Origin of the sequence: Ramlibacter monticola, from assembly GCF_016722785.1 — a bacterium.
GTDB lineage: Bacteria > Pseudomonadota > Gammaproteobacteria > Burkholderiales > Burkholderiaceae_C > Ramlibacter > Ramlibacter monticola.
Window position 1 is genome coordinate 1 of the sequence record NZ_JAEQNE010000001.1, and the last position, 13,590, is coordinate 13,590.

15 protein-coding genes are annotated in these 13,590 nt (G+C 67.2%); 6 read left to right on the forward strand and 9 right to left on the reverse strand.

Features of this window, described 5'->3' with window-relative positions; all coding sequences use genetic code 11:
• Positions 1-691: 691 nt before the first annotated feature.
• Both JJ685_RS00005 and JJ685_RS00010 read left to right on the forward strand, forming a co-directional pair.
• On the forward strand, positions 692-1,318 hold the full coding sequence (locus JJ685_RS00005; protein ID WP_201672128.1) for a tyrosine-type recombinase/integrase: 627 nt from the start codon (positions 692-694) through the stop codon (positions 1,316-1,318).
• A 289-nt stretch (positions 1,319-1,607) separates the two neighbouring features.
• Positions 1,608-2,090 (forward strand): GreA/GreB family elongation factor, encoded by a 483-nt coding sequence (locus JJ685_RS00010; protein WP_201672129.1) that lies wholly within the window; start codon positions 1,608-1,610, stop codon positions 2,088-2,090.
• Between the two features lie 438 nt (positions 2,091-2,528).
• Here JJ685_RS00010 and JJ685_RS00015 read toward each other — a convergent pair whose 3' ends face one another.
• The 5 genes from JJ685_RS00015 to guaB form a co-directional block, all read right to left on the reverse strand.
• A complete protein-coding gene (locus JJ685_RS00015) occupies positions 2,529-3,935 on the reverse strand; it encodes a tyrosine-type recombinase/integrase (RefSeq protein WP_201672130.1) in 1,407 nt (468 codons plus the stop codon).
• Positions 3,936-4,160: 225 nt separating this feature from the next.
• Positions 4,161-5,774, reverse strand: a complete 1,614-nt coding sequence (gene guaA / locus JJ685_RS00020) for a glutamine-hydrolyzing GMP synthase (RefSeq protein ID WP_201672131.1) — start codon at positions 5,772-5,774, stop codon at positions 4,161-4,163.
• A gap of 4 nt (positions 5,775-5,778) precedes the next feature.
• Positions 5,779-6,195 (reverse strand): type II toxin-antitoxin system VapC family toxin, encoded by a 417-nt coding sequence (locus JJ685_RS00025; RefSeq protein ID WP_201672132.1) that lies wholly within the window; start codon positions 6,193-6,195, stop codon positions 5,779-5,781.
• Entirely contained in the window at positions 6,182-6,493 is a 312-nt protein-coding gene (locus tag JJ685_RS00030) for a type II toxin-antitoxin system Phd/YefM family antitoxin (protein ID WP_201672133.1), read from the reverse strand. Before JJ685_RS00030 ends, JJ685_RS00025 begins: the two co-directional genes overlap by 14 nt.
• A gap of 96 nt (positions 6,494-6,589) precedes the next feature.
• Entirely contained in the window at positions 6,590-8,059 is a 1,470-nt protein-coding gene (gene guaB, locus JJ685_RS00035) for an IMP dehydrogenase (RefSeq protein ID WP_201672134.1), read from the reverse strand.
• Between the two features lie 123 nt (positions 8,060-8,182).
• Between guaB and JJ685_RS00040 the strand changes: the two genes are divergently transcribed.
• Positions 8,183-8,692 (forward strand): DUF4124 domain-containing protein, encoded by a 510-nt coding sequence (locus JJ685_RS00040; protein WP_201672135.1) that lies wholly within the window; start codon positions 8,183-8,185, stop codon positions 8,690-8,692.
• Here JJ685_RS00040 and JJ685_RS00045 read toward each other — a convergent pair.
• The gene (locus JJ685_RS00045) at positions 8,686-9,018 is read right to left on the reverse strand and encodes an RnfH family protein (protein WP_201672136.1); all 333 of its coding nucleotides are present in this window, start codon (positions 9,016-9,018) and stop codon (positions 8,686-8,688) included. The genes JJ685_RS00040 and JJ685_RS00045 overlap by 7 nt on opposite strands.
• 4 nt (positions 9,019-9,022) lie before the next feature.
• Entirely contained in the window at positions 9,023-9,463 is a 441-nt protein-coding gene (locus tag JJ685_RS00050; RefSeq protein ID WP_201672137.1) for a type II toxin-antitoxin system RatA family toxin, read from the reverse strand.
• A gap of 60 nt (positions 9,464-9,523) precedes the next feature.
• Here JJ685_RS00050 and smpB point away from each other — a divergent pair, with 60 nt between their 5' ends.
• The 3 genes from smpB (at position 9,524) to JJ685_RS00065 (ending at position 11,517) form a co-directional block, all read left to right on the forward strand.
• Positions 9,524-9,997 (forward strand): SsrA-binding protein SmpB, encoded by a 474-nt coding sequence (gene smpB, locus JJ685_RS00055; RefSeq protein ID WP_201672138.1) that lies wholly within the window; start codon positions 9,524-9,526, stop codon positions 9,995-9,997.
• 168 nt (positions 9,998-10,165) lie between these two features.
• On the forward strand, positions 10,166-10,690 hold the full coding sequence (locus tag JJ685_RS00060) for a sigma-70 family RNA polymerase sigma factor (protein WP_201672139.1): 525 nt from the start codon (positions 10,166-10,168) through the stop codon (positions 10,688-10,690).
• Between the two features lie 17 nt (positions 10,691-10,707).
• Positions 10,708-11,517 carry an anti-sigma factor family protein gene (locus JJ685_RS00065; protein WP_201672140.1) on the forward strand — a complete coding sequence of 270 codons (810 nt, stop codon included), beginning with the start codon at positions 10,708-10,710 and terminating at the stop codon, positions 11,515-11,517.
• Positions 11,518-11,523: 6 nt separating this feature from the next.
• On the opposite strand, the gene JJ685_RS00070 is transcribed toward JJ685_RS00065, so the two are convergent.
• Both JJ685_RS00070 and JJ685_RS00075 read right to left on the reverse strand, forming a co-directional pair.
• Positions 11,524-12,609 carry an enoyl-CoA hydratase/isomerase family protein gene (locus JJ685_RS00070; RefSeq protein WP_201672141.1) on the reverse strand — a complete coding sequence of 362 codons (1,086 nt, stop codon included), beginning with the start codon at positions 12,607-12,609 and terminating at the stop codon, positions 11,524-11,526.
• Positions 12,606-13,478 (reverse strand): DMT family transporter, encoded by an 873-nt coding sequence (locus JJ685_RS00075; RefSeq protein ID WP_201672142.1) that lies wholly within the window; start codon positions 13,476-13,478, stop codon positions 12,606-12,608. Before JJ685_RS00075 ends, JJ685_RS00070 begins: the two co-directional genes overlap by 4 nt.
• Between the last annotated feature and the right edge of the window lie 112 nt (positions 13,479-13,590).

Genomic DNA, 13,590 nt, shown 5'->3' on the forward strand with positions numbered 1-13,590 from the left:
GGAGGTCAGTTCACGTCCTGTCCAAAGGGGGCCGGCGGCGCCGGCCTACTACCCTCTCCCGATCAATTCAGGTGGAGGAGTTTGAGGTGGCCACGGGTGGGGGATTTTGGGTGGCCATCCGGGAGCACCGCGCCCGCCTTCGCTCCGAGATCGCGGATGCGAGAAAGCACGCTGTGAAGGTGAATGGTCGACGATGCTTCCGAATGAACGAGGACGAAGTTGACGACGCGTTGGAGATTGGAGATTTCCGAGCTGACCGAGATCTAGGACGGTGTTTGGGGCAGGTAGTTTGTGGGTTTGCAGGCCGACCAGATCACCTGGAACGTCTTGAGGTCGGTGGGCCCGATGGTGAGCTTGGGCGCCTTTTGGTCCCGTGAGCGTGGGTCTGCAAGGGCGCCATGCACAACTTCATCAAATGGGTTTTGGCGCTGTAATGGCCCGCCCTCACGCTGCTGCATGAACAAAGCCCCGCAAATGCGTGGCTTTGTGTTCCAGCGGACTGTGTGCGGGCTGAGCTCAGAACGGCCGACACCGGTAGGCCGCTTCTGGCCGGAACCGTGAGTCCGAACGCTCGCTCAGAAGCTGACCGCCACCGCCAGGCTCTGGCGTTGTCCCGCGTGTGGCGGGTCGCGGAACGCCAGCGGCCAGTAAGCGCAACCTGGATGGCCCTCAACTCGATGGGGAGACCATCATGGGTTCCGTAGTCAACTCCGTTCATCGTGAGCCGTGGTACAAGGGCAAGATCGTCGGGCAGAAGGCGCCATTGAAGCTCAAGGACATTTGGGCGTTGCGCGTCCGGCTGCAGATGGAGAGCCGGTTGCGTGAGCTGGCACTCTTCAATCTCGGCATCGACAGCAAGCTCCGTGGTTGCGACCTCGTCGGCCTCAAGGTCCGAGACGTCTGCCACGGCGATCAGGTGGCATCCCGCGCCGTGGTGATGCAGCACAAGACGCAGCGCCCAGTGCAGTTCGAGATCACTCCGGCAACTACTCGGGATGCCGTACAGAAGTGGATCAAGCAGTCCGAGCTGAAGTCGGAGGACTTCCTGTTCCCCAGCCGGATCCATGACTCGCCCCATTTGGGGACGCGCCAGTACGCTCGGATCCTCGGGGGATGGGTCCAAGAGCTTGGGCTCGATCCCGCCGAGTACAGTACGCACTCGATGCGCAGAACCAAGGCGACCTTGATCTATCGCCGGACCAAGAACCTGCGCGCGGTGCAACTGCTGCTCGGCCACTCCAAGCTGGAGTCGACCGTCCGATATCTTGGCATCGAGGTAGACGACGCCCTGGAGATCTCCGATCAGACTGAGATCTGAACGACCAGCAGTACCGGCCGTCCTTTGGCCATGCTGGAGGCTGCAATCGGGCGGCCGGGTCGGCCGCATCGCCCCCGCCGACGCTTCATGGCGATGCTGCCGACTCACGGTCCCGGCCACAAGCGGTCATTTGCGCAAGTTGCACCGTATAAAAAGGCTCCCATGTCGGAGCGTCCTGGCCGTTTGAAAGATTGACAACACTGCCGAAAGCGCAATCTGGTCGACCGCTGGTGGAGCCCTTCATAATCAAGGCCTGCCCCCCGCTTGTCTGAGATGCGTACCTTTCGTCATGGATAAATTCTTGCTGCAACAGCAGGTGGTGAAACGGCTCGCCGAAGACCTGCTGCAAGCCGAACAGGCAGTGCGCGCGGCCCATGAAACGGCGACCCACGAAGAAAACATCGCCGAAAACAAATACGACACATTGGGACTCGAGGCCGCCTACCTCGTCACCGGCCAAGTTCGGCGCGCCGAAGCCATCCGCCAGGCGCTGGCCAATTGGCGCCAATTCCGCCCGCGTCCCTACGACGTCAGAAAAGGTGTACAGCTCGGCGCGCTTGTCTGCCTGATCGATTCCGACGGCAAGCAGCAACACCTCTTTCTCGGCCCGGATGGGGGCAGCATGAAGTTGGTCAGCGGCACTCAGCTCGTTCAGGTCATCAGCAGCGAAGCCCCTTTAGGCAGGGCCATACTGGGCAAATGCGAGGGTGATGAGGTGTCGATAGAGGTCGCCCCAATCCAACAGCAGTTTGAGGTACTGCGGGTTCATTAAGCCGTGAACGACTCCTGTGGGTCGGAAGCACCAGCTCGCCGCTTTCGAGAGCAGCCGCTGGCGGCCGCTGCTGCAGGAAGTTGCCTGCAAGCTGATTGACCGGTGGCGAGCGTCAAGTTTCGAAGTGGAGCGGTCCTCCGCGTTTCGAATCGCTTACCGACCGGTCTTTGCATCCGCCGACATTCGTCCGCCAGATTCGAACGGCAGCAACCAGTCTGAGCGGCCGCTCAGAAGATCTCGATGATGCCTTCGGCCATGGAGCGCACGCGAGTGCGCCGGCTGCTGGAGCGCCCTCGGGCGCCGCCACCGCTGCCACCCTCACCGGCACCATCCTTCGGCGAACACGATCAGCGATCGTGCTCATACAGTAGTCGCGTTTCTAGAGGGCCCTGGCCGTACGCTTACTCACGAAGTGTCGGAACGCCCGAGTGCTTCGGCCTACAAGTTCATGCCTTCCGCGTCGTGCGCAGCCGCATCGATCTTCGCCTTGCCCTGGACGACGGCATCCCTGGCGGTTTCGCCGCGCATCCAGCTGTCCACCATGTCCGCCCACACTTGCATGAGGACCCGCCGCGGCCCGGACAAGCGGGCATGGTTGTAGGCTGCGGCGACGTGGTCCTTCTTCTGGTGGGCCAGGCAGGCTTCGATCAGGACCTCAGGAAACAGGGCGTCGTTGAGCCGTGACGAGAACGTTCGGCGAAGGTCATGGACGGAGACCGGCTGAAACGGCTCCTGGTCCGGTGTTCGATCCTCGTTGATTCGGTCTACCGCCGCGGCGATCGTCCGGTTCAGTGTGGCCTGGCTGATCGGCTCAGCGGAGTCATAGCGGCTGGGATGGACGAAACTGCTCGACGGGAAGCAGGTTCGAAGCGTTGTCAGGATGTCCAAGGCCTGCTCGGCCAGGTAGACCGTGTGTGGCCTGCCCGCCTTCATCCGCTCGGCGGGGATCAGCCACTGGGCCCTTTCCCAGTCCACTTCCGGCCAAGTGGCCCCGATGAATTCACCCTTGCGAACGCCCGTCAGCAGCAAGAACCTGACCGCCAGCCGCAGTGTTGGGGCGGTGCCAGTCTTCTCCAGCCCGTCGAGCAACGTCTTGATTTCATGGCGGCTCAGGTTGCGCTCACGCGGGACGAACGTCGCGTAGGCCTTCCGCGCGAGCGCTTCAGCCGGATTGGCGATGTCGACGCCTTTGCCATTGGCGAACCGGTAGACCTGCAACACCAGTTCCCTGGCGTGCACGGCCGGACCAGGCCCTCGTTCAGTCTTGACGCGGTCGAGCAACTCACCCAGCGCGACCGGCTTGATTTCATCGAGGTTCAGCTTCCCGAACGGGCCGGCTAGGATGCGGTTGTAGATCGAACGCCGCAATGACAGCGTGCTGTCGGCCAGTCGTTCGGCACCACTCTTGGCGTCGGACTTGAACTCGAAATACCGCGTCGCCCACCGCCCGAAGCTCATGGCGTCGGCGACTTCGCTGCGCTGTTCAACCTTCGCTCGGGCCGGCGACCGCCCGGAACTGACATCGACGCGTGCCCGAGCCAGCAGCAGGCGCGCCTCCTCCAGCGTCACATCCATGCCGTAGGCCAAGTGGGATCGCTGGGCATGGCGCGCCATCGGCTCATGGCGTCCGATGGTCAGCGTCTCGCGTCGGCCGCTCAACCGATAGTCGTAGCGGAACGACCTGCTGCCACTGGGCGAGACAACGACGTAAAGACCGTTGCCCCCGTCGCTGACCTTGTACGCCCGCTCACCAGGCTGCAGCTCTCGCAGCTTGGCTTCCGTCAATGCGTGCCGCGTTTTCGCGCTGGCTAGTCCAGCGCGAGCCCGATCCACCGAGGTATCCATGAGATCTCCGATCCGTCCCTTGTCGCAGGACCGGATACCGTCAGGGGGTCTGACGGTATCGTCGCAGGCCTGCCAGCCTAGGTGCTCGGATACCGTCAGGTCAACCGACAGAACGCCTGGGGCGCCTCTGGATTCGCCGGGACGTCTTGGGACGCTAAGTCCTTGTCCCTAAAGGAAAATCGGGTTGTCTTGGGATGCGCGGAAACACCGTGGGACGATCTTGGCTCATTCCCACTCGATCGTCGCCGGCGGCTTGCTGCTCACGTCGTAGGTGACGCGGTTGATGCCGCGCACCTCGTTGATGATGCGGCTGGAAACCTTCTTCAGCAGCGCATACGGCAGCTCCGCCCAGTCCGCCGTCATGAAGTCGCTGGTCTGCACCGCGCGCAAGGCCACCACGTAATCGTAGGTGCGGCCGTCGCCCATCACGCCCACGCTCTTGACCGGCAGGAACACGGTGAAGGCCTGGCTGGTGAGGTCGTACCAGGTCTTGCCGCTGGCTTCGTCGCGGAAGTTGCGCAGCTCCTGGATGAAGATGGCGTCGGCGCGGCGCAGCAGGTCCGCGTACTCGCGCTTGACCTCGCCCAGGATGCGAACGCCCAGGCCCGGGCCCGGGAAGGGATGGCGGTACACCATCTCCGGCGGCAGGCCCAGGGCCACGCCCAGCTCGCGCACTTCGTCCTTGAACAGGTCGCGCAGCGGCTCCAGCAGCTTCAGCCCCAGCTGCTCCGGCAGGCCACCCACGTTGTGGTGGCTCTTGATCGTGACGGCCTTCTTGCTCTTGCCGCCGCCGGACTCGATCACGTCCGGGTAGATCGTGCCCTGGGCCAGCCAGGCGACGTGGCGCGAATGGCTCTCCTTGATCCTGGCGGCCTCGGCCTTGAAGACGTCGACGAACAGGCCGCCGATGATCTTGCGCTTCTGCTCCGGCTCGCTCACGCCGGCCAGCTTGCCGAGGAACAGCTCGCTCGCGTCCACCCGCACGACCTTGGCGTGCAGCTTGCCCGCGAACATGTCCATCACCATGTCGCCTTCGTCGAGGCGCAGCAGGCCGTGGTCGACGAACACGCAGGTGAGCTGGTCGCCGATGGCGCGGTGGATCAGGGCCGCGGCCACCGAGGAATCGACGCCGCCGGACAGGCCCAGGATCACTTCCTCGTCGCCGACCTGCCTGCGGATCGCCTCGACGGCTTCGGCGATGTGGTCGCGCATCACCCAGTCGGGCCGGGCCTGGCAGATCCCCAGCACGAAGCGCTCGAGCAGAGCGCGCCCTTGCACCGTGTGCGTGACCTCGGGGTGGAACTGCACGGCGTAGAAGCGGCGCTGTTCGTCCGCCATGCCGGCGATCGGGCAGCTCTCGGTGGAGGCCATCAGCTTGAAGCCGGGCGGCATCTCCACGACCTTGTCGCCGTGCGACATCCACACGTGCAGCATGCCGTGGCCCTGCCCGGTCGTGTAGTCCGCGATGTCCTGCAGCAGCGCCGTGTGCCCGCGCGCCCGCACTTCGGCGAAACCGAATTCGCGCTTGTGGCCCGGCTCGACCTTGCCCCCGAGCTGCTGCGCCATGGTCTGCATGCCGTAGCAGATGCCCAGCACGGGCACGCCCAGCTCGAACACGGCCTGCGGGGCCTTGTCCGTGCTTTCCTCGTACACGCTGGCATGGCTGCCGGAGAGGATCACGCCTTTGAGCTTCCCGTCGGCCGCGTACTGGCGCACCCACTCGTCGCTGACGTCGCAGGGATGGACCTCGGAATACACGTGCGCCTCGCGCACGCGACGCGCGATCAGCTGCGTGACCTGGGAGCCGAAGTCGAGGATGAGGATCTTGTCGTGTTGCATGGAGTCAGGCCAGATCGGTGATCAGGGGATGTTCGAGCTTGAGGCAGGCACGCTGCAGGGCGCGGTCCATCGTAACGAGGGGCGCCTTCAGGTCCAGCGCAACCTTCAGGTACGCGGCGTCGTAAGGGGTGAGTTCGAGCGAGCGGGACCAGTTCCAGAATTCCAGGGGCGTGATGCGCAGTGGCGCGAGCGCCACCGGCAGCCGGCTCAGCAGCCGCAGCACGTGCTGGTGGGCTGGGGCAGTGAAGCGCCCGCGGGCCAGCGCCTTGCCGCTGGCGTGCAGGACTTCCAGCGGGAAGATGGCGGCGCTGGTCGCACTCTCTTCCTCGGTCATGATGCGGATGAGGGCCTGCGAGACCTTCTCGCCGCCCTCGTCCGGAAAGACCCAGCTCGCGAAAGCGGAAGCGTCAACGACCAGCATGGGAACCCTTCGGGTCGTCGGTCCAGGCGTCGCCCCGGGCGTCGCGCTCGCGCTTGTGCTCGTCCCAGAGCTCCTGGAATCCCGCCCCGCCATTGCCGACCTTCGCACGGAGTGCTTCCAGTTCGGCGACGATCGCCTGCCGGCGCGCCTCGATGCTGGGTTGCTCCGTTTCCGGTTCCTTGATCAGGCGGATGACGCGCTTGCCGTGGCGGGTCAGCACCACTTCCTCGCCCTGTTCCACCGCGCGAATCAGTTCGGAGAGCTGGCTCTTGGCCTGGTGGATGGGGACGGTGAGCATCTTCTGGTCCAGATTTCTTGAACTCTGGCCAGATTTTAAGAGAAGGCCGCAAAAAAGGCCAGAAAATTCTGGCCCTTTTCGTGGGGTCAGGGCGCCTCAGTCCGCCCGGTAGTTCGGCGCTTCCTTCGTGATCTGCACGTCGTGCACGTGGCTCTCACGCATGCCCGCCGCCGTGATCTGGACGAATTCGGCGCGCGAGCGCAGGTCCTCGATGGTGGCGCAGCCGCAGTAGCCCATGGCCGCGCGGACGCCGCCGGCGAGCTGGTAGACGATCGTGACCAGCGAACCCTTGTACGGCACGCGGCCCTCGATGCCTTCGGGCACCAGCTTGTCCGCGTTCGGGTTGGTGCTGGTGGCTTCCTGGAAGTAGCGGTCGGCGCTGCCCTGCTGCATGGCGCCGATCGAGCCCATGCCGCGATAGCTCTTGTAGCTGCGGCCCTGGTACAGGACGATCTCGCCCGGCGCCTCCTCGGTGCCGGCGAACATGCCGCCCATCATCACGGTGCCCGCGCCGGCGGCGATGGCCTTGGCGATGTCGCCCGAGTAGCGGATGCCGCCGTCGGCGATCAACGGGACGCCGCTGCCGGCCAACGCGGTGGCGACGTTGTCGATCGCGGTGATCTGCGGTACGCCGACGCCCGCGACGATACGGGTGGTGCAGATCGAGCCGGGGCCGATGCCCACCTTCACCGCGTCCGCGCCCGCTTCCACGAGTGCGCGCGCCGCGCCGCCGGTGGCGATGTTGCCGCCGATCACGTCGATCTGGGGGTAGTTCTGCTTGACCCAGCGCACGCGGTCGATCACGCCCTTGCTGTGGCCGTGCGCGGTGTCCACCACGACCACGTCGACGCCGGCCTTGACCAGGCATTCCACGCGTTCCTCGGTGCCCTCGCCCACGCCGACGGCCGCGCCCACGCGCAGGCGACCGCTCGGGTCGCGCGCCGCGTTGGGGAAGCTGGTCTGCTTGGTGATGTCCTTGACCGTGATGAGGCCCTTGAGCTCGAAGGCGTCGTTGACCACCATCAGGCGTTCCAGCCGGTGCTTGTTCAACAGCGCCTTGGCCTCGGCCAGGCTGGTGCCTTCGCGCACCGTGATCAGCCGCTCGCGCGGCGTCATGATCTGGCTCACCGGCACGTCGTAGCGCGTCTCGAAGCGCAGGTCGCGGCCGGTGACGATGCCCACCACCCTGCCGGCGTCCAGCACCGGAAAGCCGGAGATCCCCAGCTGCTCCTGCAGCGCGATCACCTGGCGCACCGTGTGCTGGGGCGTGATCACCACCGGGTCGCGCAGCACGCCGGACTCGTAGCGCTTCACCCGGGCGACTTCGGCGGCCTGCTGTTGCGCCGTGAGGTTCTTGTGGACGATGCCGATGCCGCCTTCCTGGGCGATGGCGATCGCCAGGCGCGCCTCCGTCACGGTGTCCATGGCGGCGGACACGAGCGGGAGATTCAGCTGGATGTTGCGGGAAAGCTGCGTCGCGAGGGACGTGTCCTTGGGCAGGACCTGGGAGAACGCCGGCACCAGCAACACGTCGTCGAAGGTGAGCGCTTTTCCGAGAAGGCGCATGGGGAAGGGCTCCAAAAAAAGGATTGTACCCGCGTGAGATTTCGCACGTCGGCCTGCGGCTGTTGCGCCACGCCGGCCCATCCACGGGGCGGTGCCGCCGGGGTGCCCGGCTACACTGGATGCATGAAAGCTGCCGCCGTCGCCCTGCTCTCGCTCGCATGCCTCGCGCCGCTGACCGCCTCCGCCGAGTGGCAGTGGCTGGACAACGAGGGGCACCGGGTCTTCAGCGACCAGCCGCCGCCGCCCGACATCGCGCCGAACCGCATCCTGAAGCAAGGCAAGGGGGCGCTGGCCGCCATGCCGGTGCCCGCGCCCGTGGCGGCCAATACCCCGGTCGGCGTCGACCCGAGCCTGAGGCCTTCCGGCAAGGACAAGGGCCTGGAGGAAAAGCGCAGGCAGGCGGAAGCCGCCGAGGCGAAGAAGCGCAAGGAGGATGACGCGCGCGTCACCGCCCAGCGCTCCGAGAACTGCAGCCGCGCCCGCACGGCCAAGGCCAGCATCGACTCGGGCCAGCGCCTCGCCGTGGTCAACGCCAAGGGCGAGCGCGAGATCATGGACGACGCGATGCGCGCGGCCGAAGGCAAGCGGCTCGACGAGGTGATCGCGCGGGACTGCGCCGTCGAGCGTCAGTAACCGGGCTTCGCGCCCGGACGGCGCTGCGCGAACAGGCCCGCGGCGCGCGCGCCCTGCTTGCGGAAGCGCTCCCGGCGGGCGACCTTCGGATCCACGCGCAGCGGCCGGTAGATTTCGATCCGATCGCCTTCGCCCACTGCCTGCCGCGGCGTGCAGCGGCGGCCCCAGACCCCCAGTTCGCCCTCCCCCGGCTGCGGCCCGCCCGAGGCCGCGGCGAAGCCGCTCGCCCGCACCGCATCGGCGACGCTGGCGCCCTCGGGCAGCTCCAGCGGCCATTCCAGCACCTCGCGCGGCGCGGGCGACCAGCACACGGTCACGCGGGGCATGGGATCAGCCGTAGACCTGTTCGGCCCGCTTGACGAAGGCGTCGATCAGGCTGCCCGCGATCTTGTCGAACACGGGGCCGATCACGGCCGACAGGGCCGTGCTCTTGAAGCCGTACTGCATCTCCAGCGTCACCTTGCAGGCCCGCTGGCCGCCCTCTCCCAGGGGCGCGAACTTCCACGTGCCATCGAGGTTGGAGAACGGGCCGTCGACCAGCTTGATCCGCACCTCGCGCCCGGGCACGTGGTAGTTGCGCGTGGTGAAGGTCTGGTGGATGCCGCTGAAGGCCAGGCCCATTTCGGCCTTCATGCCATCGGGCTCCAGCGCCACCACGCGCGAGTGGTCGCACCAGGGCAGGAACTCGCAGTACTTCGCGACGTCCGTCACCAGCGCGAACATCTCTTCGGCGCTGTACCAGATCAGCACGGATTTGTGGATCGTTTTCATGGAAGAATTGCGGGCCCCGCGGCATTGTAGAGAGACGCCGCCATCCCCAGCTGTCAGTTCATGGCGACAAAGAAAGAAACGCACGCCCGCATCGCGGACAACAAGAAGGCCGCCTTCAACTACTTCTTCGAGGAGAAGTTCGAGGCGGGCCTGGTGCTGCAAGGCTGGGAAGTGAAGGCCCTGCGCGAGGGCAAGGCGCAGCTCACCGACGGCTACGTCGTGATCCGCGATGGCGAGCTGTTCCTGATCGGCTGCCAGATCAACCCCCTGAAGACGGCTTCGACGCACGTCAAGCCGGAGGCCGCCCGCACCAAGAAGCTGCTGATGCACAAGGACCAGATCCGCCGCCTGATCGGCAAGGTGGAGCAGAAGGGCCACACCCTGGTGCCGATCCAGCTGTACTGGAAGGAAGGCCGGGCGAAGGTCGAGATCGCCCTGGCCCGCGGCAAGGCCACGCACGACAAGCGCGACACGATCAAGGAGCGCGAGGGCAAACGGGAAGTCGAGCGGGCCATGAAGGAGCGCCATCGCTGAGGGCGATGGGCGGCCCGCGGAATAAACCGCCGGGTCGCAGCGTTCATCCGGTTAAGGAGAATCCTTTAAGGAACCGGAGACGACCATGCCCAGGCCACGGGGCGGCAGCCATGCGCATGAAGTGTTGACCCGGATGCGGCGGCCCGCTGTCCGCGGCTAGGCTTGGGCATGAACACACCCACGCTCCCGAACAGCCTGGTCGGCCACATCCCCGACCTGCGGCGCTACGCACGCTCTCTCACGGGCGATGCCTGGGCCGCGGACGACCTGGTGCAGGACACGCTGGAGCGTGCCTGCGAGCGCTGGAAGCTGTGGGCGGCCGGCAGCGACCTGCGGGCGTGGCTGTTCACGCTGATGCACAACCTGTTCGTCGACGGCGCGCGGCGGGCCATGCGGCAGGCCGGCCAGCGGGTCGACCTCGACGAGCTGGCCAGCGACCTCCCGGGGCCGTCCGAAAGCCCCGACCAGACGCTGGACCTGCAGCGCTGCCTGCTGCGGCTGCCCCCGGAACAGCGCGAGGCGCTGTTGCTGGTGACCCTGCAGGACCTGCGCTACGAGGACGTCGCGCGCATGACGGGGGTGCCGCTGGGCACCGTCATGTCGCGCCTGTCGCGGGCCCGCAGCCGCCTGCGGGAGTTGATGGAGGGCGGCACCGCGGCCGCCCGGAGTCCGGCGCTGCGCCGGTTGAAATGAGGTTGGGACAACACACCATGACCGAGCCGAGCTTTCCGACGACCGACGACCCCGAACTCCACGCCTACGTGGACGGCCGGCTCGACCCGCTGCGGCAGGCCGCGGTGGAGGCCCGGCTGGCGGGCGACCCGGCGCTGGCGCACCAGGTGCATGCGTGGAAGGCCCAGCGGCTCGCACTGCGCGACATGCATGCCGACGTGCTGGAGCAGACGGTGCCCCCGCACCTGCTGCAGGCGGCGCAGATTCTGCATACGCGCAGCAACAGCGTCGCCCGCTGGCAGCGCTGGGGCGGCATGGCGGCGGCCATCCTGGTCGCCTTCGGGGCGGGCTGGGCCGGCCACGTGCAGTGGCAGGACCGCGCGGTGGCGACGGCCAACGGTTCGCGCGTGGCCGGGCAGTTCGTGCACCAGGCGGTGCTGGCGCACTCGGTCTACGTCCCCGAGGTGCGGCACCCGGTGGAAGTCGAGGCCGCGCAGCAGCAGCACCTGGTGCAGTGGCTGTCCAAGCGCCTGAACCGGCCGCTGAAGCTGCCGAGCCTGGCGCCTTCGGGCTACGAGCTGGTGGGCGGCCGCCTGCTGCCGGGCGAGAACAGCGCACGGGCGCAGTTCATGTACCAGAACGCCAACGGCGAGCGCGTGACGCTCTATGTCGGCGCGGTGGACGGCGCGGCCGGCAAGGGCATGGGCGAAACCGCCTTCCGCTTCGCCAACGAGGGCGGCGTGGCGAGCTTCTACTGGGTGGAGAACGGCTTCGGCTACGCCATCACGGGCAAGCTGCCGCGGCCGGGGCTGCTGGTGCTGGCGGAGGCGGTGTACCGGCAGTTGTAGGCCGCGTCAGGCCAGCCCGCGCAGCGGATGCGCGTGCGCGGGCCACGGGCTGTCGAAGAAGGCCCGCACCTCCTCCGGAGTGACCTCCTCGATCCGCGCCGGATTCCACTTCGGCGCGTGGTCCTTGTCGATCGCGAGCGCCCGGATCCCCTCGAAGGTCTCGCTCGCCGCGCCCGGCCGCAGGCGGAAGCAGTGGCGCACCATGTCGCGCTCCATGCGCAGGTCCTGCGCCAGGGTCAGGTGGCGGGCCCGGCGCAGGTGCTCCAGCGTGACGTGCAGCATCAGCGGGGAGCGCTTGCGCAGCGTCGCCGCCGTGTGCGCGGCCCACTCCGATCCGTCCGCCTCCAGCGCGGCGACGATCTCCGGCACGCCCGGCAGCGAGAAGAAGCGGTCGATCTCGGCGCGCCGGCTGGCCAGCTCCAGTCCTTGCGCCACGGCGGGCTGCCGCAGGCGCTCGCACAGGGCCTCGAAGGCCTGCGCGTCCGCCAGGCTGTCCCACACCGCCGGCAGTTCGGACGCGGCGAGCACGCCGTCCGCCAGCCGCGCCGCCAGCGCGTCGGACCAGCCGATCGCCTGCCCGGTGAGCGCCAGGTACTCGCCGATGCGGCCCGGGCAGCGCGCCAGGAACCAGCCGCCGCCCACGTCCGGGAACAGGCCGATCTGGGTTTCCGGCATCGCCATCCTCGTGCGCTCGGTGACGATGCGCAGGCTGGTGTCGCCGCCGTGGGCCGAGATGCCCATGCCCCCGCCCATCACGATGCCGTCCAGGAACACGACGTAGGGCTTGGGGTAGCCGTGGATCAGGTGGTTGAGGGTGTATTCCTCGGTGAAGAAGTCTTCCAGCCGCGGGTCGCCGGCCAGCACCGCCTGGTGGAAGAAGCGGATGTCGCCGCCGGCGCAGAAGGCGCCGAACGGCCCTTCCCTGCCCATGCCGCGCACGGCGACGCGCTCCACGCGGTCGTCGTCGCGCCATTCGAGCAGCGCCGCGGCCAGGGCGCGGATCATGTCCAGCGAAAGCGCGTTGAGCGCCTTCGGGCGGTCGAGCGTGAGGAAGCCGGCGCTGCCGCGGACTTCCGCGACGATCCCGCTCATGCCCTCTGCCTCCAGCCCACGATCTCGTTGACGACCAGCGCGCCGATCACCAGGGCGCCCCCCGCGAGCACCGTCTGGCTGGGGATCTCGTCGGCCCCGATCCACGCCAGGACGATGCCGAAGATCACCTCCAGCAGTGCGAGCAGCGCGATCTCCGGCGCCTTCAGCACGCGGGCGCAGACCACCGCGAGCGCGCAGGGGATCGCGAGTTGCACCAGCCCCAGCAACGCCAGCAGCCCCACGTCGTGCGCGGAGGCCTGCAGCGGCATCGCGAGCGGCAGCGTGACGATCGAGGAGATCGCCGCGCCGAGCAGCACCGAAGGCACGAGGTCGATGTTGCGGCCCTGCGCATGGGCGCGCTGCGAGATCGTCCAGTTGACGCCGCTCGCCAGCGGCACGCACAGCGCCACCAGGGTGCCGGCGAGCTGGCCGCCATCGAGCTGCGAGCCGTACATCCAGGCAATGCCGGCGCCCGCGACCAGGATGGCCGTCCAGGTGCGCGCCGGGATGCGGTGGCCGATGAAGATGCGCGCGATCAGCGCCGTGAGGAAGGGCCCGATGGCCATGGTCACCAGCACGTTGGCCACACTGGTGAGCGTGAGGGCCACCATGAAGGCGGTGAACATGATGCTCCAGCACACGCCGGACAGCCACAGCGGCCCGCCGCCCGTGCGCAGCTTCGCGAACACCGCGCGGCCCTGGAAGAACGGCAGGATCACCAGCAGCGACACCACCGTGAAGAAGCTGCGCCAGAAGGTCACCTCGAAGCTGCGCGCATGCTCGAGATGCCGCGTGATCACGCCCGCGATGGACCACATGAGGGTCACCGCGACCATGAGGAAGACGGCTTTGGTGTGGGTGAGTTTCATTGTTCTTGTGAGACCGTTAAGAACCAGAAACCGAACGCAGAGGGCGCAGAGGAAGCGCAGAGGGCGCAGAAAAAAACCGAATGAAATTTCAATTGGTCTTTTCTGCGCCCTC

Bases quoted from the DNA above. Each gene is read 5' to 3' on its own strand.
- JJ685_RS00005 (WP_201672128.1), top strand. From the start codon at position 692: ATGGGTTCCGTAGTCAACTCCGTTCATCGTGAGCCGTGGTACAAGGGC.
- JJ685_RS00010 (WP_201672129.1), top strand. From the start codon at position 1,608: ATGGATAAATTCTTGCTGCAACAGCAGGTGGTGAAACGGCTCGCCGAA.
- JJ685_RS00015 (WP_201672130.1), bottom strand. From the start codon at position 3,935: ATGGATACCTCGGTGGATCGGGCTCGCGCTGGACTAGCCAGCGCGAAA.
- guaA (WP_201672131.1), bottom strand. From the start codon at position 5,774: ATGCAACACGACAAGATCCTCATCCTCGACTTCGGCTCCCAGGTCACG.
- JJ685_RS00025 (WP_201672132.1), bottom strand. From the start codon at position 6,195: ATGCTGGTCGTTGACGCTTCCGCTTTCGCGAGCTGGGTCTTTCCGGAC.
- JJ685_RS00030 (WP_201672133.1), bottom strand. From the start codon at position 6,493: ATGCTCACCGTCCCCATCCACCAGGCCAAGAGCCAGCTCTCCGAACTG.
- guaB (WP_201672134.1), bottom strand. From the start codon at position 8,059: ATGCGCCTTCTCGGAAAAGCGCTCACCTTCGACGACGTGTTGCTGGTG.
- JJ685_RS00040 (WP_201672135.1), top strand. From the start codon at position 8,183: ATGAAAGCTGCCGCCGTCGCCCTGCTCTCGCTCGCATGCCTCGCGCCG.
- JJ685_RS00045 (WP_201672136.1), bottom strand. From the start codon at position 9,018: ATGCCCCGCGTGACCGTGTGCTGGTCGCCCGCGCCGCGCGAGGTGCTG.
- JJ685_RS00050 (WP_201672137.1), bottom strand. From the start codon at position 9,463: ATGAAAACGATCCACAAATCCGTGCTGATCTGGTACAGCGCCGAAGAG.
- smpB (WP_201672138.1), top strand. From the start codon at position 9,524: ATGGCGACAAAGAAAGAAACGCACGCCCGCATCGCGGACAACAAGAAG.
- JJ685_RS00060 (WP_201672139.1), top strand. From the start codon at position 10,166: ATGAACACACCCACGCTCCCGAACAGCCTGGTCGGCCACATCCCCGAC.
- JJ685_RS00065 (WP_201672140.1), top strand. From the start codon at position 10,708: ATGACCGAGCCGAGCTTTCCGACGACCGACGACCCCGAACTCCACGCC.
- JJ685_RS00070 (WP_201672141.1), bottom strand. From the start codon at position 12,609: ATGAGCGGGATCGTCGCGGAAGTCCGCGGCAGCGCCGGCTTCCTCACG.
- JJ685_RS00075 (WP_201672142.1), bottom strand. From the start codon at position 13,478: ATGAAACTCACCCACACCAAAGCCGTCTTCCTCATGGTCGCGGTGACC.